Source organism: Pseudomonas sp. P4_C8, assembly GCF_056401975.1.
In genome coordinates this window covers 78000-97216 of record NZ_JBFUIH010000026.1, presented here as the reverse complement: position 1 = coordinate 97216, position 19217 = coordinate 78000, and the positions used below count along the sequence as shown (strand labels likewise).

The following is a 19217-nucleotide window of genomic DNA, read 5'->3' as shown; positions in this document are numbered from 1 at the left end:
AAGCTTCACGCGATTTGAGGCGTTCTTCATAAAGCACCTGGCCCAGAGCGTCTTCGCCTGCGACCTGAAAGACCTGCTTGGCAAGATCGACCGCCACTGTCGTACAGGCCGACACATCGGTTGAAGACAGGGACTGTTTAAGCGTCGTATTCTTTTTCATGGACTCGCCCTCGCTGCCGTTGGCTTCTTAGACTGCCACCGTGGCGCATTGACGCCTCGGCGTGGGCGAGTCCATCCAATTACAGGGGGTTATGCGTCAGGAATAAAAAAAGGCCTCGCAATTGCGAGGCCTTTATTTTGGCTTCAATCTGGTCAACTTTGCGGCCTCATTCCCTGTACAAGCCCAAACATAAGCAACAACAAATCGTGGTCGGGTTGCGCAGCCGTGGAGGCTTTGATTGCGCGCGGTATTGGACAGTGAGCATCGCCGCTCACTGAACTGAGGACCTGCGTGCGAGGCTGCTCCCAGGCAGCCACCGCCAATGAAGCAACTGCCAAGGCTCCTATCAGAAACAAACCTCGTGCAATTTCGAGTTTCATCGCTATAAACCTTTGATAGCGCTGCCAAACGCCGTCTTGTAAAAGTAGACGAGTTTTTCCCAATCCGCCGGGCTGAACGACGAGTGGCGACGCAGTTGTTTCATATCATGGGTTGCCGCCTGAGAAGCGGTCATACGCTGTCGGCACTTCTCCAGATCGATCAAGGCAATTTCGACTTTCGCCGTCTCACCTTCACCCGTGACCCGCACAAATATATGCTTGGTGTAGAGGCAGCTGTGCTGCCAACGGCCCTTGTGCATGCGGGCAAGGTTCTCGGCCAGCTCCTTCAACACACGATCATTCACCGCTTCGCCATGACGCTCGAGACCACCACCGGCGTACCAGTGTTCGACTTCCTCGAAGCCATCCAGCGACTTGGTCACCAGCAATGCGCGCCATTTATGCACCGGGTCGCGCTGTGCGCCGCAGAAAACGATGTCAGGAACACCCACGTCGAGCATGCGCAGGCCCAGGTAAGCATCTTGCTCACGCAACACGGTCGGTCGACCAAACGGGTGCAACCAGCTGCGATAGATATGGCCGGTCTGACGCTTGGCATAGAGCAGTTGTCCATCGCTACCCATGACGCGCTGCACGCCACTTTCCCCGCCGCGGCGAACATTGGGTTCTTCTACCCATTCACCGTGCTTATTCCAGAAATAGTCGAAGCGGTCCTGGGGAGCGACCTCCTTTTCTGCTGCAGATTGCACTGCCATCCTGTTACCTCTTGCGTAATACGTAAATGCGCCACATAGCGTAGAGCGGTATAAAGTCCAGTTTTTCCTGGATACGGAAACCCACCTGCTCAAACTCCTTTTCCACCGTTGCGGCCGGTAACACAAAGCGGTTTTGGTAACCCTCCTGCCCACGTCGCGCTTCTGAACGCTTGCGTTTCCAAGCCTTGAAATTACCGTCCACCCATAACGAAATGATCACGCTATCACGGGAGACACGCTCGAATTCGCGCAGAATCGCCAGTCGATGCTCGGCTTCACCGATGTGATGCAGCAAACGCATGCAGAAAATGCTGTCGACGGCGTTATTAGGCAGGGCGATTTCGAAGGCAGAAGTGTGCAAGGGTTGTACCCGTTTGACCACGTCAGCGGGTTGCGCCTGCATGGCAATCTTCACCATCGACTCAGAGTTGTCGGCACCGATGATCGCACGATTGGCTTTTTCCGCCAGCATTGGCCAGAAACGTCCGGCACCGCATGGCAAATCGAGCACCAGCCCAGGTTCGCCGACCAGTTTTAGCGCCTTGCGCGCCAGCTGTACTTCACGCCAGTGGGACAACTTGCGACCGAGTCCATCCTGATGCTTGCGCAGGTAGCGTTGAGCGTGTTGATCGTCGTATTTTTCGGAAAAATCAAGTTTGATCGGACCGTCCATCAAGCTCACCTGAAATGCTGATGAAATCAACCTTATGTAGTTTGGTGTCAGCGTCAGGTCATGCATTTGTGAAAATTTCGTCGAGTAAAACCTTGAACCAATTCAAGATTTTACAGAAAGCTAACGATAGCTCATGGCATCCCACCGTGACCATTCAATCAACTGACATTCAACGCCTGTAACTCGACCTGAAAACGACAACCATTGGGCTCCATTGTCGTCAGGCTGACACTCCAGCCCTGGTTCTCACAGATCCGCTGCACCAGTGACAACCCCAGACCAAGGCCCTCGCCGCGTTTTTCGGAACCCCGCACAAAAGGCTCGAACATCGCTTCGCGCTTGTCCTCTGGAATGCCCACACCACTGTCCTCGACAAAAAAACCCGTGGCCGTGAGGGTCAGGCGAATGAACCCGCGTTCGGTGTAATGCAGTGCGTTGCGCAACAAGTTGCCCATTACCGCGTGCAAGAGCGTTGCGTTGTAACTGGAGACTGGAGGGGGGCCCGGCTCGAAAATCAGCGTCAGCCCCTTGGTTTCGATGGGTTCTCGCCACAGATTGAGCAACCCGTCGGCGACCTGGCTCAGGTTCTGCTGCGGCGACATGCTGGCGTCTTCACGCTGTGCGCGGGCCAGCATCAGGAAGGTTTGTACCAGCTCTCGCATTTCTTCGCAGGCCCGGGCAATGCGCTCGACCTGGGCACGGCCGCGCTGATCGAGACCGGGATTTTCCAACAGCAGCTCACAGGAACTCGCCAGCACCATCAATGGCGTACGCAGTTCGTGGCTGACGTCACTGGTAAACAACCGTTCGCGGTTCAACGCCTGGCGCAAGCGCCCAAGGGTGGCGTCGAAGGCAACAGCCAGCTCGCCCACTTCGTCGGCGGCATAATCGGGCGCCAGGGGCGGCGCCAGCCCTAACAACTGATCGCGATGACGCACCTGGCGTGCCAGACGGACCACCGGCGCCATGACTTTGCGCGCCAGGACCCAACCGAGAAATACCGCCAGCGCCAGGCTCAGCACAAAGCCCGTTAACACCACGGCAAACAGCACCCGCTCACGCTCTTCGAAATCGCTTTGGTCCTGAAGCAAGACGTAACGCCGGCCGTCGACGATTTCGACCATGGCGTGATACGACAGCTGATCGCGAAAAACCTCGTGAAAACCTGATTCCAGGTTGCGCAAATCCTTGGGCAGTTCGAAATCACCTGCCCCACCACTGAAGTAGAACAGCTGGTCCGGCTCGGGACGATGGTTCCAGTCCGACATGCTGTCCATCAACAAAAGACGCTGTAAATCGCCGCCCAGACCGGACGAAATCAGTTTTTCTTCCACCACATGCACGGTCGCCACAATGCCCATGGCAAAGGCGCCAGCCACCAATGCGCTCATCACCGCAAAGGCGATGATGATCCGTTGAGCAAGGCTCTGCTTAAACTCCATCACGCCCCTCGGCCAGGCGATAACCTACACCGTGAACGGTTTGCAGCAATGGCTTGGCGAACGGCTTGTCGATGACCTGACGCAGTTGATGGACGTGGCTACGCAGGCTGTCACTGTCCGGGCAGTCGTCGCCCCACAGCGCCTCTTCGAGTATTTCGCGACGCAGCACGTGCGGGCTTTTCTGCATCAGCACGGCCAGCAATTTCAAGCCCACCGGGTTGAGCTTCAGCAGTCGGCCGCCGCGGGTCACCTCCAGGGTATCGAGGTCATAGGCCAGATCGCCGACTTGTAACGTACGACGACCGCCACCTTGAGTGCGGCGCATCACCGCCTCGATCCGTGCTGCCAGTTCAGACAGGGCAAACGGTTTGATCAGGTAATCATCAGCGCCGGACTTGAAGCCTTGCAGCCGGTCATCCAGTTGGTCGCGGGCGGTGAGCATGATGACCGGCGTATCGCGGCGGGCATCTTCGCGCAGGCGTTTGCACAGGGTGTAACCGTCGATGCCAGGCAGCATGATATCGAGTACGATCAAGTCGTAATGCTCGGTGGCCGCCAGGTGCAGGCCAGACAGACCGTCTTGTGCGCAATCCACGGTGTAGCCTTTGAGGCCCAGATAATCAGCCAGGTTGGCCAGGATATCGCGGTTGTCTTCAACCAATAAAATTCGCATGGGCACTCCTCCTTACACAGTAACGGCCGTCTTGGCCCGCGCAGCTTAAGGCCAAGTGTGGCTCAGGGCTAGGGTTGCGGACAGGAGGAATCAATTCGCTCAACCAAATGATAGAGTTAACAGGTTTTTCACTATGGGTTCACACCCTGACTACAGCGGTCGGGTGAAGCTCCCGCGTAACTGATAATAAGGAATATATACAACATGGACTTCTTCAAGACGGCCCCCATGCGCTTTCTCCTGCTGGTCACCGGCGCCTGGCTGGCCATCTTCTTTCTGACCCGAACGGTTCTGCTGCTCACTCATCTGGACGAGGCCGGCAGCGGCTTCCTGTCAGTGTTCGGCATCGGCTTGATTTACGACCTGGGCTTTATTGCCTATGCGGCACTGCCAATGGGCCTCTACTTGCTGCTGTGCCCACCGGCCTTGTGGCGTCGGCGCGGTCACCACTGGTTTCTTCAGGGCCTGCTGACGGTCAGCCTGTTCGCCATGCTCTTCACCGCGGTGGCCGAGTGGCTGTTCTGGGATGAATTTGGTGTGCGCTTCAATTTCATCGCCGTCGACTACCTGGTGTATTCCGACGAAGTGCTGAACAACCTGCTCGAGTCCTATCCGATCGGCAAGCTGCTGAGCCTGCTCGCGATCCTGGCGTTCGGCTTGAGCTTCGTTTTACGCAAACCTTTCAATGCAGCCATGAACGCCCCGTTGCCACCCTTGCGCGGGCGCCTGCTGAATGCCTTGGGGTTATTGATCGTTGCTGGGTTGAGCCTGCAATTGCTCAGCCAGGACTCGCCTCGTGCACAAGGCGGCAACGCCTACCAAAACGAGCTGGCAAGCAACGGTCCGTACCAGTTTTTTGCAGCGTTCCGTAACAACGAACTGGATTACCCGCAGTTTTACAGCACCCTGCCGGGGGACGTTGTCGCACAGCAGATTCGGGCTGAGCTAAGCGAACCGAATGCGCGCTTCATCGGCACGGACCCGCAAGACATTCGTCGGGAAATCGATAACCCCGGTACCCTGCGCAAACCCAATATCATATTGGTGACCATCGAAAGCTTTAGTGCCAAATACATGGGCAGCAATGGCAACCAGCGCGACCTGACACCCAACCTCGATGCCCTGCGCAAACAGAGCCTGTACTTCAACAACTTCTACGCCACGGGCACCCGTACTGACCGCGGCCTGGAAGCCATCACCCTGGCCATCCCGCCGACACCGGGACGCTCAATCGTCAAGCGCGTAGGGCGTGAGAGCGGTTTTGCCAGTCTCGGCCAACAACTCAACGCGGTGGGTTACGACAGCGTGTTCGTTTACGGTGGGCGCGGTTACTTCGACAACATGAACGCGTTTTTCAGCGGCAATGGTTACCGCGTAGTCGACCAGAGCAGCGTCGAAGAAGCCGAGATTCACTTCAAGAATGCATGGGGCATGGCCGACGAAGATCTGTATACGCAGACGCTGAAACTGGCTGACGCCGACTATGCGAAGCAACAGCCGTTTCTGCTGCAACTGATGACCACGTCCAACCACCGCCCTTACACCTATCCGGAGAATCGGATTGACATCAAATCCGGTGATGGCCGTGACGGTGCGGTGAAGTACACCGACTATGCCATTGGTCAGTTCCTTGATCAGGCGCGCAAAAAGCCGTGGTTTGACAATACAATCTTCGTCTTCGTCGCCGACCACACCGCGGGCAGTGCCGGTAAAGAAGACTTGCCGATCAGTAACTATCAGATTCCGCTGTTCATTTATGCACCAAAATTGATCGAAGCCCGCGAGACCGCACAACTGGCCAGCCAGATCGACCTCGCACCCACTTTATTGGGCTTGCTGAATCTGGATTATGAATCGACGTTCTTTGGTCGCAACCTGTTGCAGGACAATCCGCTGCCACCGCGAGTGGTGGTTGGCAATTATCAACACCTGGGATTGTTTGATGGCAAGGATCTGGCGATCCTTAGCCCGCGCCAAGGGTTGCGTCGTCATGATGAAGCGCTGACAGACAGTCGCGAGTCCAGTGCCACTGCCAACGATCCATTGATCACCCGTGCGATCACTTATTACCAAACGGCCAGTTATGGCTTCAAGCAACAGCTGCTTGGCTGGAAAGCGTCCAAGGAGGGTGCCGGCCAAGTCAGCAACCGTTAACCGAATCGCCCCAGGCTGATGCCCTGGGGCTTGTTCCTTTGTTCAGGATTCACCATGTCTTCAACCGTTGTCCGTCCTGCCTCTCGCCCACTCAATTTCTGGGTGTGCCTGGGTGTCCCCGCCGTCGCGGCGATCATTCTGGTGCTGCTCGAACTGACATCCCTGGACATGGACCTTGCCAAGCTGTTCTACGATCCAGTGGCAGGAGATTTCATCGGGCGTCACAGTTACTTCCTGGAAGACATCCTGCATGACCGCGCCAAGCAAGTGGTCATCGCGTTCTCGGTTTTGGCCGTCCTCGGCTTCATCGGCTCGTTTTTCATGATCAGGCTCAAGCCGTTCAAACGGGAGCTGGGCTGCCTGGTGCTGTCTCTGGGACTGGCGACCTCCTTTGTCACCCCCATGAAAGCGGTGACGGCGGTGCAATGTCCGTGGAGCCTTGAGCAATTCGGCGGCCACGAAACCTACAGCGAATTATTGAGCCCTCGTCCGCACACGGATAAACCTGGCCGTTGCTGGCCTGGCGGTCATGCTGCCACCGGCTTCACGCTGTTTGCGCTGTTCTTTGTGTTGCGTGACCGCCGCCCGCGCATGGCTCGCGCGGCGTTTGTCTTCGCCCTAGCCCTGGGCTCGGTGTTCTCCATTGGCCGGATGATGCAGGGCGCGCACTTCTTTTCGCACAACGTATGGACAGCAGTTTTCTGCTGGCTGATTTGTCTGGGGTCGTATTACTACGTTCTTTACCGACCGGCTTCCAAGGTCGAATCCTTGGCCAATGCGAAAGCAGTCAACGCCTGAAACACAGATCAAAACTGTAGGAGTGAGCCTGCTCGCGATTGCGTCGGCTCACTCCTACAGGGTCCAGAGTCGCTTCATGGTCTGAGCCAGGCCCTGAAGCAGTCAGCGCCTGGACTGACGCCATCGCGGGCAAGTCGAATCGTCGCACCGCCGGCTCCCACAGGGTGCGGTGCATCTTCAGATTTTGGGCAATAAAAAACCCCGCCTGCTTTCGCAGGCGGGGTTTTTTAATACAGGGGTAAGGCTGGCTTACATCATGCCGCCCATGCCGCCCATACCGCCCATGTCTGGCATGCCGCCAGCTGGACCGTCTTCCTTGATCTCGGCGATCATGGCTTCGGTGGTGATCATCAGGCTGGCAATCGACGAAGCCGCTTGCAGAGCCGAACGAGTCACTTTAGCCGGGTCCAGGATACCCATTTCGATCATGTCGCCGTATTCGCCGGTGGCAGCGTTGTAACCGTAGTTACCCGAACCCTGCTTGACCTTGTCGACTACAACGCTTGGCTCGTCGCCGGAGTTGGCAACGATCTGGCGCAGTGGCGCTTCAACAGCGCGACGCAGCAACTGGATGCCTACGTTCTGGTCATCGTTGTCGCCTTTCAGCTCGGAGATAGCCTGCAGAGCGCGAACCAGTGCCACGCCGCCGCCAGGTACCACGCCTTCTTCAACGGCTGCACGGGTAGCGTGCAGGGCGTCTTCAACGCGGGCTTTCTTCTCTTTCATTTCAACTTCGGAACCTGCGCCAACCTTGATCACTGCAACGCCGCCGGACAGCTTGGCCAGACGCTCTTGCAGTTTTTCACGGTCGTAGTCGGACGAAGTGTCAGCCACTTGCTGACGGATTTGCAGAACGCGAGCCTGGATATCAGCTTCAACGCCGGCGCCGTCGATCACGGTGGTGTTTTCTTTCGACAGGATGACGCGCTTGGCATTACCCAGGTGTTCCAGGGTAGTGCTTTCCAGGCTCAGACCGATCTCTTCGGAGATTACGGTACCGCCAGTCAGGACAGCGATGTCCTGCAGCATGGCCTTGCGACGGTCGCCGAAGCCTGGAGCCTTGACGGCTGCGACTTTAACGATGCCACGCATGTTGTTCACAACCAGAGTCGCCAGGGCTTCGCCTTCAACGTCTTCGGCCACGATCAGCAGTGGACGGCCGGCTTTGGCAACGGCTTCCAGGACTGGCAGCATTTCGCGGATGTTCGAGATCTTTTTGTCGACCAGCAGGATCAGCGGACCGTCCAGCTCGGCAGTCATGGTCTCTGGCTTGTTGACGAAGTACGGGGACAGGTAGCCACGGTCGAACTGCATGCCTTCAACAACCGACAGTTCGTTTTCCAGGCCCGAGCCTTCTTCAACGGTGATCACGCCTTCTTTACCGACTTTTTCCATGGCTTCGGCAATGATGTCGCCGATGGAGTTGTCGGAGTTGGCCGAGATGGTGCCGACCTGAGCGATGGCCTTGGTGTCAGCGCAAGGCTTGGACAGGGCTTTGAGCTCTTTGACGATAGCGATGGTCGCTTTGTCGATGCCGCGTTTCAGGTCCATCGGGTTCATGCCGGCAGCGACGGCTTTCAGGCCTTCGTTGACGATCGATTGAGCCAGAACGGTAGCGGTGGTGGTGCCGTCGCCTGCGTCATCGTTGGCACGGGAGGCAACGTCTTTGACCAGCTGCGCGCCCATGTTTTCGAAGCGATCTTTCAGCTCGATTTCTTTGGCAACGGACACGCCGTCCTTGGTGATGGTCGGAGCGCCGAAGCTCTTCTCGATGATCACGTTACGGCCTTTAGGGCCCAGGGTCGCTTTTACTGCGTCAGCCAGGACGTTGACACCGGCGAGCATTTTCTTGCGGGCGGAATCGCCGAATTTAACTTCTTTAGCAGCCATGATCGATATTCCTTAAATACTTTGTAGTAGCGGGAAAATGAGCGGGTAATCAGCCTTCGATAACAGCGAGAATCTCGTTCTCAGCCATTACCAGCAGGTCTTCGCCATCAACTTTCACGGTGTTGCTGCCGGAGTAAGGACCGAACACAACCTTGTCGCCCACTTTAACGGCCAGTGCACGCACTTCACCGTTGTCCAGCACGCGGCCAGTGCCGACTGCCAGAATTTCACCGCTGTTGGCTTTTTCAGCAGCCGAACCTGGCAGGACGATACCGCCAGCGGTTTTCTTTTCTTCTTCGCTGCGACGGATGACGACGCGGTCATGCAGAGGACGAAGCTTCATTGTCGATCTCTCCTAATTGTGGTTTTCATCGGCCGGTGTATTCCCGGCGGGTTTAACAAATCCGGCGGTGCCGGGTGCGGTTCGTCAAACGAACCGCGGAAGTCTGTCTGGCAGGTTTGCCAGAAACCTTGCGGTGACCGTTACATAAGGGCGCACAAGCTTATTACAAGGGCGGAGATCGAAATTTTTTACATCGATGACCCGAAAACGAACACGGCACCCGAAGGTGCCGTGCAGGTGAAACGATTTACTTGGAGTCGCGGTGCTCGAACTCGCCTTCGATCACATTGGGCTCACGGCCCAGCGACTCGCGCGTAACAGGGCCGCCACGCGGCTGAAGGTCATCGGCGAATGCACGCTGACGGATCGCGGCCTCTTCGGCACGCTGGCGCATTTTATTGGCCAGCAGTCGACGCGAGATCGGCAACAGCATGATCAGGCCCAGCACATCACTGACGAAGCCCGGCAGGATCAATAGACCACCAGCCAAGGCCAGCATCAGGCCTTCCAGCATGGTCTGGGCCGGCAGCTCGCCGCGACTCAGGCTTTCACGGGCACGCAGCGCAGTAGCCAGACCGGCGATACGCAGCACGAACACGCCGAGCATCGAGCCGAGAATGATCAGTAGCAGGGCCGGGAAAAACCCGATTGACCCACTGACTTTGACAAATACGAACAGTTCCAACACCGGGAACAGTACAAAGAGCAACAAAAAAGGGCGCATCAAATGGTTCCTCAACGCAAGAATGCCTTGCCAGTGTTCCCTAGATGACGTCGCCGATTCGTGAATTCAAGCGTCGGCGACTTCATTTCTGGGCCAATGTTCGGCGTGGGCCAGGAAAACCAAGGCTTCCCGGACTTGTGTCGGCGTATTACAAGGCGCTTGAAACGGCAACCAGTATAGCGCCTGACCAATACGCAAATGCATGCCTTCGGTGTCGATGCCGGCCAGTTGCGCCGGTTCGGTTTTCGGCAGGCCTGCCAGTTCGACGTAGTGAGCGATGGCTTTGGCGTGATCGGCATTCATGTGCTCGACCATGCTCACTTCAGCCTTGCCGGCAAACGGGTTAGCCAATGTCAGATGATCGACCCAATGAATCGCGCCGAAGCCGCCGATATAGCGGTGACGTACGGGTTTGAGCACCCAAAAATCGAAATCGTGGGCCTTGTGGTAGCTCTGCGAATCAGGGAAATAGCGGTAGTAACGTTGGGCCGCCGCTTCAACGGCGGCCTCGTCCTCGAGCTTTTCGGCTTCGGCGAGGTAGGTCAGGCGACCAACGGCTTGTACGTCGTCGGCCTCGCGTTCGCCCACAAACAGAGAGCATTTCGGATCTTTCTGCAGGTTATGCGTGTGCTGGGCGATGCGGCTGATAAGGATCAGCGGCCGGCCCTGTTCGTCCAGACAGTAAGGAACCACAGAGCCAAACGGGTAACCCGGCATCGACTTGGAATGGGTCGACAGCACCCCCCGGTATTCCTTGAGAAGCAATTTTCGGGCATTCTTGGCCGCTTCTACGCTCAATTTATGACTCCTTAAATAGAATCCGTCGAAAAAACGGACAGGCGGCTGGGGATACGTATTCAGCGCGCCATTCGGGCAGTTCTCATGTGCAGCCAGGCCACATCCGGCGCAGATCGAGAGGCCCTCTCCAAGGAAACCACTCTGACCTGCTATTGGGGCATGCGAATGCAACTCACTGACAAAGTAATCATTATCACTGGCGGTTGCCAGGGTTTAGGTCGTTCCATGGCTGAGTATTTCGCCGCCAAAGGCGCGAAACTGGCCCTGGTGGACCTGAACCAGGAAAAGCTCGACGACACCGTCGCGGCCTGCAAGGCCAAAGGTGCCGAGGCACGCAGCTACCTGTGCAACGTCGCCAATGAAGAGCAAGTGACCCACATGGTCGCCCAGGTCGCCGAAGATTTCGGCGCGATCCACGGCCTGATCAACAACGCCGGGATCCTGCGCGACGGTCTATTGCTGAAGGTCAAGGACGGCGAAATGACCAAGATGAGCCTGGCCCAATGGCAGGCAGTCATCGACGTCAACCTGACCGGCGTGTTCCTGTGCACCCGTGAAGTTGCGGCCAAAATGGTCGAGCTGAACAACAGCGGCGCGATCATCAATATCTCCTCGATCTCCCGCGCGGGCAACGTCGGTCAGACCAACTACTCGGCTGCCAAGGCTGGCGTGGCGGCGGCCACCGTGACCTGGGCCAAGGAGCTGGCGCGCTACGGCATCCGCGTGGCGGGCATTGCACCGGGCTTTATCGAAACCGAAATGACGCTGGGGATGAAGCCGGAAGCGCTGGACAAAATGACGGCCGGTATTCCGCTCAAGCGCATGGGTAAACCGGAAGAGATCGCCCATTCGGCGGCGTACATTTTCGAGAACGACTACTACACCGGCCGGATCCTCGAAATGGATGGCGGGTTGCGCATCTAAGCAACGCCTCGTTCCCGTAGGAGCACGGCTTGCCGGCGATGGTGTATTCAAGATCGCCATCGCCGGCAAGCCGTGCTCCTACAGGTGCGGTTTATCAATCGTCGCTGATGGTGATGTTCGGCATCGCCGGCGACACTGCTTCCTGCAACACGATCCGCGCGCCGACGTGGCGGGCCAGTTCCTGGTAAACCATCGCGATCTGGCTGTCCGGCTCGGCGATCACCGTTGGCTTGCCGCCGTCGGCCTGCTCGCGGATGACCATCGACAGTGGCAACGAGGCCAGCAGTTCGACGCCATACTGGTTGGCCAGTTTCACCCCACCGCCTTCACCGAACAGATGCTCGGCATGCCCGCAGTTGGAGCAGATGTGCACGGCCATGTTTTCCACCACGCCCAGCACCGGGATGTTGACCTTGCGGAACATCTCCACGCCCTTGCGCGCGTCCAGCAATGCCAGATCTTGCGGGGTGGTGACGATCACTGCACCGGCCACCGGGACTTTCTGTGCCAGGGTCAGCTGAATGTCACCGGTGCCTGGCGGCATGTCGATGACCAGGTAATCGAGGTCGCCCCACGCGGTTTGGGTGACTAGTTGCAGCAGCGCACCGGACACCATCGGCCCACGCCAGACCATTGGTGTGTTGTCGTCGGTCAGGAATGCCATCGACATCACTTCAACGCCATGGGACTCGATCGGCACGAACCACTTCTGATCCTTGACCTTTGGTCGGGTACCTTCCGGGATGCCGAACATGATGCCCTGGCTCGGACCGTAGATGTCCGCGTCGAGAATGCCGACCTTGGCACCTTCACGGGCCAGCGCCAGCGCCAGGTTCGCGGCGGTGGTGGATTTACCCACGCCGCCCTTGCCAGACGCCACGGCCACCACGTTTTTCACGTTCGCCAGCCCCGGAATCTGCGCCTGAGCCTTGTGCGCGGCAATCACGCTGGTGATCTCGACGCGCGCGGTCGTCACGCCGTCCAGGCCTTCAATGGCCATTTGCAGCATTTGTGACCAGCCGCTTTTGAACAGGCCGGCGGCATAACCCAACTCCAGCTGGACGTTAACGCGATCACCCTGGATCTGGATATCGCGCACGCATCCGGCGCTGACCGGATCCTGGTTCAGGTAAGGGTCGGTGTATTGGCGAAGGACGGCTTCCACCGCTACGCGATTGACGGCGCTCATGGGCAACTCCGATAGCAAGACTGGAAAATCAGGTGGGTATCGTACCTGTTCTGATCGTTTGGCGGGATGCCGAACAGATCTGTAGGAGCCCGGCTTGCCGGCGATGGCAGGCTTGAGTACGCCATCGCCGGCAAGCCTGGCTCCTACAGAGGCGTGATCCGTTGCGCGAATCCCCGTCACTCATCCAATGAAACAGGCTCACAAGGTGAAAAATATGCGCCGGCGCTTTATAGTGGCCGACCTCCGTTTCATCAAGTAGCCGAGCCCCATGTCCGAGCCACGCAAGATCCTCGTCACCAGCGCCCTGCCCTATGCCAATGGTTCGATCCATCTTGGCCACATGCTGGAATACATCCAGACCGATATGTGGGTGCGTTTCCAGAAGCACCGCGGCAATCAATGCATATATGTCTGCGCCGACGACGCCCACGGTTCGGCGATCATGTTGCGCGCGGAAAAGGAAGGCATCACCCCGGAACAACTGATCGCCAACGTCCAGGCTGAACACAGCGCCGACTTTGCCGAGTTCCTGGTGGACTTCGACAACTTCCACTCCACTCACGCCGAAGAAAACCGTGAGCTGTCGAGCCAGATCTACCTGAAGCTGCGCGACGCCGGGCACATCGCCCAGCGCTCGATCACGCAGTACTTCGACCCGGAAAAGAAAATGTTCCTGGCCGACCGCTTCATCAAGGGCACCTGCCCGAAATGCGGCACCGAAGACCAGTACGGCGACAACTGCGAAAAATGCGGTGCGACCTACGCGCCGACTGATCTGAAGGATCCGAAGTCGGCCATCTCTGGCGCCACGCCGGTGCTCAAGGATTCCCAACACTTCTTCTTCAAGCTGCCGGACTTCCAGGAGATGCTGCAAACCTGGACCCGCAGCGGCACCCTGCAAGACGCCGTGGCCAACAAGATCGCCGAATGGCTGGACGCCGGCCTGCAACAGTGGGACATCTCCCGCGATGCGCCGTACTTCGGTTTCGAGATTCCTGACGAGCCAGGCAAATATTTCTACGTGTGGCTGGATGCGCCAATCGGCTACATGGCCAGCTTCAAGAACCTGTGCGACCGCACGCCGGAGCTGGACTTCGACGCGTTCTGGGGCAAGGACTCCACGGCCGAGCTTTACCATTTCATCGGCAAGGACATCGTCAACTTCCACGCCCTGTTCTGGCCAGCCATGCTCGAAGGCGCCGGCTTCCGTAAACCGACCGGCATCAACGTGCACGGCTACCTGACCGTCAACGGTCAGAAAATGTCCAAGTCCCGTGGCACCTTCATCAAGGCGCGGACGTATCTGGATCACCTGTCGCCGGAATACCTGCGCTACTACTACGCAGCCAAGCTGAGCCGTGGCGTCGACGACCTCGACCTGAACCTCGAAGACTTCGTGCAGAAGGTCAACTCGGACCTGGTCGGCAAAGTCGTCAACATCGCCAGTCGCTGCGCCGGTTTCATCCATAAAGGCAACGCTGGCGTGCTGGTGGCGGGCAATGCTGCGCCTGAGCTTACCGACGCGTTCCTGGCGGCTGCGCCGAGCATCGCCGAGGCTTACGAGGCTCGCGACTTCGCCCGTGCCATGCGTGAAATCATGGGCCTGGCCGACCGTGCCAACGCCTGGATCGCCGACAAGGCACCGTGGTCGCTGAACAAACAGGAAGGCAAGCAGGACGAAGTCCAGGCCATCTGCGCACTGGGCATCAACCTGTTCCGTCAGTTGGTGATTTTCCTCAAGCCGGTCCTGCCGCTACTGGCCGCCGACGCCGAGGCGTTCCTGAACGTCGCACCGCTGACCTGGAACGACCACGCGACCTTGCTCAGCAACCATCAGCTGAACGAGTTCAAGCCGTTGATGACCCGCATCGACCCGGTAAAAGTGCAGGCCATGAGCGATGCTTCCAAAGAAGACCTGACCGCCAGCGCAACCGACACCGGCGAAGCTGCACCGGCCGGCAACGGCGAACTGGCCAAGGATCCACTGTCGCCAGAGATCGAGTTCGACACCTTTGCTGCGGTCGACCTGCGCGTTGCGCTGATTCTCAAGGCCGAACACGTGGAAGGTGCTGACAAACTGCTGCGCCTGACCCTGGACATCGGTGACGAGCAACGCAACGTGTTCTCCGGGATCAAGAGCGCTTACCCGGATCCGTCCAAGCTCGATGGTCGCCTGACCATGATGATTGCCAACCTCAAGCCACGGAAAATGAAGTTCGGCATCTCCGAAGGCATGGTGATGGCGGCCGGCCCTGGCGGTGAAGAAATCTACCTGCTCAGCCCTGATAGCGGCGCCAAGCCAGGTCAGCGCATCAAGTAAGGTTGTGCGGTAAATCGATCCCACAGTCGTGCCTGACGCGACTGTGGGATTTTCATATCTGGCCCACCCTCCGTCCTTGCCGGATAATGCCTAAGCTTTTTAGACCGCTCCGTTAAAAAGCCCCTGTTCTTGCCGGCACGATCATGACCGAGATGCTTCTTACGCTTATCAGCGCTGCCCTGATCAACAATGTTGTGTTGCACTGGCCGCTGGGCGCCGATCCGCTGTTGGGTAACGAGCATCGGCAAGTGCACGCGCTGGGCATTGCGACATTCTGTTTGATGCTGGTGGTCGGCGTGTTGGGCTACTCAGCTGACCGCTGGCTGCTGGTCCCTCTGGAACTGACGTCGCTGCGCCTTTTCGTGTTCTTGCCACTAAGCGTTTTGTTGATTGGGCCGTTGTTGAAAGTGCTGTCGCAGGCCCTGCCAGCGCTGGCGTTCGACGGTCTCTGGCCGCTTCTTTTGGGCAACGCTGGCGTGCTCGGGCTGGCGCTGCTCAACGCTCAGGACGATAAAGGATTCTTTCACGCCACCTTCCTGAGCCTCGGTGCAGGGTTGGGGTTTTGGCTGGTGCTGAGCCTGTTCAGCGATTTGCGCCAACGCACACTCGATAACGATGTTCCCCTGCCCTTTCGCGGCCTGCCGATCGAGCTGATCGGCGCCGGATTGATCGCGGTGGCATTTCTCGGATTTAGCGGACTGATCAAAACATGAGTTTGATTCAACGCATCGACGCCCTCTTGCCGCAGACTCAATGCGGCAAATGTGGCCACCCTGGATGCAAGCCCTACGCCGAAGGCATCGCCAGCGGCGAGCCAATCAACAAGTGCCCGCCCGGCGGCAGCGAAACCATCGCGGCCCTCGCCGAACTGTTGAAAGTACCGGTGCTGGAACTGGACATCAGTCGCGGCTCGGCCCCGGCGCAGATTGCCTATATTCGCGAAGCCGAATGCATCGGTTGCACCAAATGCATCCAGGCCTGCCCGGTGGATGCCATCGTCGGTGCAGCCAAGTTGATGCACACGGTGATCATCGACGAGTGCACCGGTTGCGACCTTTGCGTAGCGCCCTGCCCGGTAGATTGCATCGAGATGCGACCGTTGCCGCTGGCCACCGTATTGCCGATTGTCGGGGGCTTGGCCTTCAGCCTTGAAGAGCAACGAGCTCGCGCCGCCAAACGCGACCATGCACGGCGCCGATTCGAACAGCGCAATGCCCGCTTGCAGCGCGAGGAACAACAGAAACTCGCTGAACGCCAGGCCCGTGCGCAACGCACCGTTGTGCACACTGAAGTGACGACGCTCGACCCGGTACAGGCAGCGCTTGAACGCGTGCGCGCACAAAAAGCGGCGAGCGCCGATGCGGCGTTGAAAAAGGCCAAGATCGATCTGGCGATGAGTCGGGCGCAACTGAACAAGTCGCTCAAGGCCTTCGGGCATCCACCGACCTTCGAGCAGCAGTCGCAACTGATCGTGCTTCAGCAACAGTTCGAAGCCGCCGAACAGGCTTTGGCACAACTGGAAAGCAGTTCACCGCCAGTCCCGACACCGGTTGCCCCGGCGAAGGACGCCGAGTTGAAACGGGCGAAGATCCAGTTGGCCATGCGCCGAGCCGAACTCAAGAAAGCCCAGACCAACGACGCACCGGCCGAACAGATCGAAGCCCTGCAACGCGCACTCAACGAGGCGGAACAGGCCTTGCACATCGCTGAAGCGGCAAGCGAGCAGCCGTTGCCAGACCTGACGCGAGTCGAAAAGCGTCCCATCGATAGCCAGCTTCGACAGCTGAAAACCGAATTGGCCTACGCCCGTGCCGACGTCAGCAAACTCGAACGAGGTGCGGACACCCCAAGCGAATTGATCGACAAGGCCCGCGCGCGCTTGCTGGAAGCCCAGCGCCAGGTGGATGCCTATGTCGCCCCTTGAGTCAGTGGACGAACGCCTTCAGCAGGCCATGAAGCTGGTGTTGCTGGCCACCCTGCCGGGAATGCTGACGTTGTTCTGGCTGTATGGCTGGGGCGTATTGATTAACCTGATGCTGGCGGCCGCTACCGCGCTGGCGGTTGAAGGCGCCGTGTTGCGACTGCGCCAGCGCCTGCTCAAACCGACATTGAGTGACGGCAGTGCGCTGGTCAGTGCGACGCTACTGGCACTGGCGTTGCCGCCCTACTGCCCGTGGTGGTTGACGGTCTGTGCGGCGGCGTTCGCGCTGCTCGGTAAACAGCTATATGGCGGCGTTGGCAAGAATCCGTTCAACCCGGCGATGCTCGGCTTCGCCCTGGTGCTGGTGGCCTTTCCCCAGCAAATGACGCACTGGCCGTCTTCCCACGGCATGGACTTGCTGGGCGGCTTGCAACAGGTTTTCGGATTCAACCTCAGCGCTACACCAGATGCCTGGTCCCAGGCCACCGCGCTGGACAGCCTGCGAATCAACAAAAGCCTGACCATGGACGAACTCTTCGCCGGTAACCCGGCATTCGGCCATTTCGGCGGACGCGGCGTGGAATGGGTCAACCTGGCCTTTCTGTCTGGTGGCGCATTTCTCCTGCAACGGCGGGTGTTCAGCTGGCATGCGCCGGTCGGCATGCTCGCCAGCCTGTTCGTCATCAGCCTGCTGTGCTGGAACGGTTCAGGCTCCGACTCCCATGGCTCCCCCCTGTTTCATCTGCTGACCGGCGCCACCATGCTGGGGGCTTTTTTCATTGTCACAGAACCGGTTTCCGGCGCCAAAAGCGCTGGTGCCCGGTTGCTCTTTGGTATCGGCGCAGGCTTGTTGACTTACCTAATACGGACCTGGGGTGGCTATCCGGACGGCGTGGCATTTGCCGTGTTGCTGATGAACCTTTGTGTGCCAGCGCTGGAGCGCTTTGTCGCGTCCAGGCAGGAAGTGACCCCATGAGCCGAGCCTCCAGCGTGGTGATTCTGGTGCTGCTCGCCGGGCTGGGAGTCGGAGCGACCTACTTCGTGCAACGCATTAGCGCTCCCCGCATTGCCGCTGAACAACGGTTGATCGACAGCCGCAACCTGCTCGACCTGCTACCACCGGCAACTTACGACAATCAACCGTTGGAACAGCCGCTCAACCTCGCCAACATCACGCTGCCCAACAGCACGCTGCTGGGCGGCTACCTGGCGGCCAAGGCCGGCCAACCGAGCGCGGTATTACTGCGCAGCCAGACCATGGGCTACGAAGGCTCAATCGAATTGCTGATTGCCATCGATCCCAACGGCAAATTGTTGGGAGTCAAAACCCTCAAGCAATCGGAAACTCCGGGACTGGGTGGCAAGATCGGCGACTGGCCCAATACCTGGCTCCAGGCATTTGCCGGCAAGTCTCGAAGCGATCCCGACGACGCTGGCTGGGCCCTGAAAAAGGATCAGGGGCAATTCGATCAGGTGGCGGGTGCAACCAGCACCTCAAGGGCGGTGATCAGTGCCATTCACGACGCGTTACGCTACTTCGATGAACACCGCCAACAATTGATCGGGGGTAACGTCCATGACTAAGTCATCGACCCTGAAAAACTCGTTGATGCTTGCGCCCCTGATCGGCGCCACGACGTCCTGGATGGCGGCGCTGGGGTTGTGGCTGATGTTCATTGTGGTGATCAGCGCTTATGGCGTTGGCATGTGGGCCTTGAGAACCCGGCTGGTTCCGTCCGCCCGCTTGCTTGCCTGCCTCCTGCTGGCCGCCACGCTCACCAGCTGCGCGCAAATGGCCGCACAAGCCTGGTCCCTTCAATGGCACCAACCGGTAGCGCTTTACGCAGGATTGATCGCCCTGCAATGTGTTGTGCTGGAGTACAACGGTTTCTTTCAGAGCCCACGTCTTGATCGCTTGCTCCTGTGCGCTCTGTTTGGCGCGCTGATGGTCGGCCTGGGCCTGCTTCGCGAACTGGTTGGCAACGGTGGCCTGCAGCTCGCCACGCTGGCCCCCGGCGGGTTCATTCTGCTGGGAGTGTTGATCGCCGCACGTCAGGCCTGGCCCCGCTCGACGCCCTCACCTTGATTGACTGTTTTTAGGAAACGCATTGC

Annotated in this window: 19 protein-coding genes and 1 pseudogene; 9 read left to right on the top strand and 11 right to left on the bottom strand. The window is 58.6% G+C overall.

Annotated features, from left to right (window positions below; genetic code table 11):
- From AC1DWM_RS17755 to colR, 6 genes and pseudogenes are all read right to left on the bottom strand, one after another.
- Positions 1–115, bottom strand: a pseudogene (locus AC1DWM_RS17755) (IS110 family transposase); the annotation flags it as partial.
- A gap of 197 nt (positions 116–312) precedes the next feature.
- Positions 313–540 carry a hypothetical protein gene (locus AC1DWM_RS17750; RefSeq protein ID WP_223519802.1) on the bottom strand — a complete coding sequence of 76 codons (228 nt, stop codon included), beginning with the start codon at positions 538–540 and terminating at the stop codon, positions 313–315.
- A 2-nt stretch (positions 541–542) separates the two neighbouring features.
- Entirely contained in the window at positions 543–1256 is a 714-nt protein-coding gene (locus AC1DWM_RS17745; protein WP_477795778.1) for a lipopolysaccharide kinase InaA family protein, read from the bottom strand.
- Between the two features lie 4 nt (positions 1257–1260).
- Positions 1261–1929 carry a class I SAM-dependent methyltransferase gene (locus AC1DWM_RS17740; protein WP_223519800.1) on the bottom strand — a complete coding sequence of 223 codons (669 nt, stop codon included), beginning with the start codon at positions 1927–1929 and terminating at the stop codon, positions 1261–1263.
- A 158-nt stretch (positions 1930–2087) separates the two neighbouring features.
- On the bottom strand, positions 2088–3371 hold the full coding sequence (locus AC1DWM_RS17735) for a sensor histidine kinase (RefSeq protein ID WP_223519799.1): 1284 nt from the start codon (positions 3369–3371) through the stop codon (positions 2088–2090).
- Positions 3361–4044, bottom strand: a complete 684-nt coding sequence (gene colR, locus AC1DWM_RS17730; protein WP_223519798.1) for a two-component system response regulator ColR — start codon at positions 4042–4044, stop codon at positions 3361–3363. Before colR ends, AC1DWM_RS17735 begins: the two co-directional genes overlap by 11 nt.
- A gap of 204 nt (positions 4045–4248) precedes the next feature.
- On the opposite strand from colR, the gene AC1DWM_RS17725 reads away from it, so the two are divergent.
- Together AC1DWM_RS17725 and AC1DWM_RS17720 are read left to right on the top strand one after the other, a co-directional pair.
- Positions 4249–6198, top strand: coding sequence for an LTA synthase family protein (locus AC1DWM_RS17725; RefSeq protein ID WP_477795777.1), 1950 nt, complete (start codon positions 4249–4251; stop codon positions 6196–6198).
- Positions 6199–6252: 54 nt separating this feature from the next.
- Positions 6253–6996, top strand: coding sequence for a phosphatase PAP2 family protein (locus tag AC1DWM_RS17720; protein ID WP_223519796.1), 744 nt, complete (start codon positions 6253–6255; stop codon positions 6994–6996).
- A gap of 249 nt (positions 6997–7245) precedes the next feature.
- Here AC1DWM_RS17720 and groL read toward each other — a convergent pair whose 3' ends face one another.
- The 4 genes from groL to AC1DWM_RS17700 all read right to left on the bottom strand — a co-directional run bounded on the left by groL (position 7246) and on the right by AC1DWM_RS17700 (position 10751).
- Positions 7246–8886 carry a chaperonin GroEL gene (gene groL / locus AC1DWM_RS17715; protein ID WP_223519795.1) on the bottom strand — a complete coding sequence of 547 codons (1641 nt, stop codon included), beginning with the start codon at positions 8884–8886 and terminating at the stop codon, positions 7246–7248.
- A gap of 49 nt (positions 8887–8935) precedes the next feature.
- Positions 8936–9229, bottom strand: coding sequence for a co-chaperone GroES (locus AC1DWM_RS17710; protein WP_019827816.1), 294 nt, complete (start codon positions 9227–9229; stop codon positions 8936–8938).
- A 247-nt stretch (positions 9230–9476) separates the two neighbouring features.
- Positions 9477–9953, bottom strand: coding sequence for an FxsA family protein (locus AC1DWM_RS17705; protein WP_223519794.1), 477 nt, complete (start codon positions 9951–9953; stop codon positions 9477–9479).
- A gap of 66 nt (positions 9954–10019) precedes the next feature.
- Positions 10020–10751, bottom strand: a complete 732-nt coding sequence (locus AC1DWM_RS17700) for a HugZ family pyridoxamine 5'-phosphate oxidase (protein WP_452627968.1) — start codon at positions 10749–10751, stop codon at positions 10020–10022.
- 165 nt (positions 10752–10916) lie between these two features.
- Here AC1DWM_RS17700 and AC1DWM_RS17695 point away from each other — a divergent pair, with 165 nt between their 5' ends.
- Positions 10917–11675 carry an SDR family oxidoreductase gene (locus tag AC1DWM_RS17695; RefSeq protein WP_223519790.1) on the top strand — a complete coding sequence of 253 codons (759 nt, stop codon included), beginning with the start codon at positions 10917–10919 and terminating at the stop codon, positions 11673–11675.
- Positions 11676–11769: 94 nt separating this feature from the next.
- Here AC1DWM_RS17695 and apbC read toward each other — a convergent pair whose 3' ends face one another.
- The gene (apbC, locus tag AC1DWM_RS17690; protein WP_223519788.1) at positions 11770–12864 is read right to left on the bottom strand and encodes an iron-sulfur cluster carrier protein ApbC; all 1095 of its coding nucleotides are present in this window, start codon (positions 12862–12864) and stop codon (positions 11770–11772) included.
- Between the two features lie 268 nt (positions 12865–13132).
- Here apbC and metG point away from each other — a divergent pair, with 268 nt between their 5' ends.
- The 6 genes from metG (at position 13133) to AC1DWM_RS17660 (ending at position 19191) form a co-directional block, all read left to right on the top strand.
- A complete protein-coding gene (gene metG / locus AC1DWM_RS17685) occupies positions 13133–15184 on the top strand; it encodes a methionine--tRNA ligase (RefSeq protein WP_223512075.1) in 2052 nt (683 codons plus the stop codon).
- A gap of 143 nt (positions 15185–15327) precedes the next feature.
- Positions 15328–15897 carry an electron transport complex protein RnfA gene (locus AC1DWM_RS17680; protein ID WP_477795776.1) on the top strand — a complete coding sequence of 190 codons (570 nt, stop codon included), beginning with the start codon at positions 15328–15330 and terminating at the stop codon, positions 15895–15897.
- The gene (gene rsxB, locus AC1DWM_RS17675) at positions 15894–17108 is read left to right on the top strand and encodes an electron transport complex subunit RsxB (protein ID WP_223512077.1); all 1215 of its coding nucleotides are present in this window, start codon (positions 15894–15896) and stop codon (positions 17106–17108) included. The genes AC1DWM_RS17680 and rsxB overlap by 4 nt, the downstream gene beginning before the upstream one ends.
- Entirely contained in the window at positions 17095–18081 is a 987-nt protein-coding gene (locus AC1DWM_RS17670) for an RnfABCDGE type electron transport complex subunit D (protein ID WP_223512078.1), read from the top strand. Before rsxB ends, AC1DWM_RS17670 begins: the two co-directional genes overlap by 14 nt.
- Positions 18078–18689, top strand: a complete 612-nt coding sequence (locus AC1DWM_RS17665) for an RnfABCDGE type electron transport complex subunit G (protein WP_223512079.1) — start codon at positions 18078–18080, stop codon at positions 18687–18689. The genes AC1DWM_RS17670 and AC1DWM_RS17665 overlap by 4 nt, the downstream gene beginning before the upstream one ends.
- Positions 18682–19191 carry an Rnf-Nqr domain containing protein gene (locus tag AC1DWM_RS17660; RefSeq protein ID WP_477795775.1) on the top strand — a complete coding sequence of 170 codons (510 nt, stop codon included), beginning with the start codon at positions 18682–18684 and terminating at the stop codon, positions 19189–19191. The genes AC1DWM_RS17665 and AC1DWM_RS17660 overlap by 8 nt, the downstream gene beginning before the upstream one ends.
- The last annotated feature ends 26 nt before the right edge of the window (positions 19192–19217 follow it).

What these genes read in the sequence shown, in the direction of transcription:
- colR (WP_223519798.1), bottom strand. Translation starts at nt 4,044, where the DNA reads ATGCGAATTTTATTGGTTGAAGACAACCGCGATATCCTGGCCAACCTG.
- AC1DWM_RS17695 (WP_223519790.1), top strand. Translation starts at nt 10,917, where the DNA reads ATGCAACTCACTGACAAAGTAATCATTATCACTGGCGGTTGCCAGGGT.
- rsxB (WP_223512077.1), top strand. Translation starts at nt 15,894, where the DNA reads ATGAGTTTGATTCAACGCATCGACGCCCTCTTGCCGCAGACTCAATGC.
- AC1DWM_RS17710 (WP_019827816.1), bottom strand. Translation starts at nt 9,229, where the DNA reads ATGAAGCTTCGTCCTCTGCATGACCGCGTCGTCATCCGTCGCAGCGAA.
- AC1DWM_RS17660 (WP_477795775.1), top strand. Translation starts at nt 18,682, where the DNA reads ATGACTAAGTCATCGACCCTGAAAAACTCGTTGATGCTTGCGCCCCTG.
- AC1DWM_RS17680 (WP_477795776.1), top strand. Translation starts at nt 15,328, where the DNA reads ATGACCGAGATGCTTCTTACGCTTATCAGCGCTGCCCTGATCAACAAT.
- AC1DWM_RS17745 (WP_477795778.1), bottom strand. Translation starts at nt 1,256, where the DNA reads ATGGCAGTGCAATCTGCAGCAGAAAAGGAGGTCGCTCCCCAGGACCGC.
- AC1DWM_RS17720 (WP_223519796.1), top strand. Translation starts at nt 6,253, where the DNA reads ATGTCTTCAACCGTTGTCCGTCCTGCCTCTCGCCCACTCAATTTCTGG.
- AC1DWM_RS17665 (WP_223512079.1), top strand. Translation starts at nt 18,078, where the DNA reads ATGAGCCGAGCCTCCAGCGTGGTGATTCTGGTGCTGCTCGCCGGGCTG.
- AC1DWM_RS17725 (WP_477795777.1), top strand. Translation starts at nt 4,249, where the DNA reads ATGGACTTCTTCAAGACGGCCCCCATGCGCTTTCTCCTGCTGGTCACC.
- apbC (WP_223519788.1), bottom strand. Translation starts at nt 12,864, where the DNA reads ATGAGCGCCGTCAATCGCGTAGCGGTGGAAGCCGTCCTTCGCCAATAC.
- AC1DWM_RS17670 (WP_223512078.1), top strand. Translation starts at nt 17,095, where the DNA reads ATGTCGCCCCTTGAGTCAGTGGACGAACGCCTTCAGCAGGCCATGAAG.
- groL (WP_223519795.1), bottom strand. Translation starts at nt 8,886, where the DNA reads ATGGCTGCTAAAGAAGTTAAATTCGGCGATTCCGCCCGCAAGAAAATG.
- AC1DWM_RS17705 (WP_223519794.1), bottom strand. Translation starts at nt 9,953, where the DNA reads ATGCGCCCTTTTTTGTTGCTCTTTGTACTGTTCCCGGTGTTGGAACTG.
- AC1DWM_RS17750 (WP_223519802.1), bottom strand. Translation starts at nt 540, where the DNA reads ATGAAACTCGAAATTGCACGAGGTTTGTTTCTGATAGGAGCCTTGGCA.
- AC1DWM_RS17740 (WP_223519800.1), bottom strand. Translation starts at nt 1,929, where the DNA reads ATGGACGGTCCGATCAAACTTGATTTTTCCGAAAAATACGACGATCAA.
- metG (WP_223512075.1), top strand. Translation starts at nt 13,133, where the DNA reads ATGTCCGAGCCACGCAAGATCCTCGTCACCAGCGCCCTGCCCTATGCC.
- AC1DWM_RS17735 (WP_223519799.1), bottom strand. Translation starts at nt 3,371, where the DNA reads ATGGAGTTTAAGCAGAGCCTTGCTCAACGGATCATCATCGCCTTTGCG.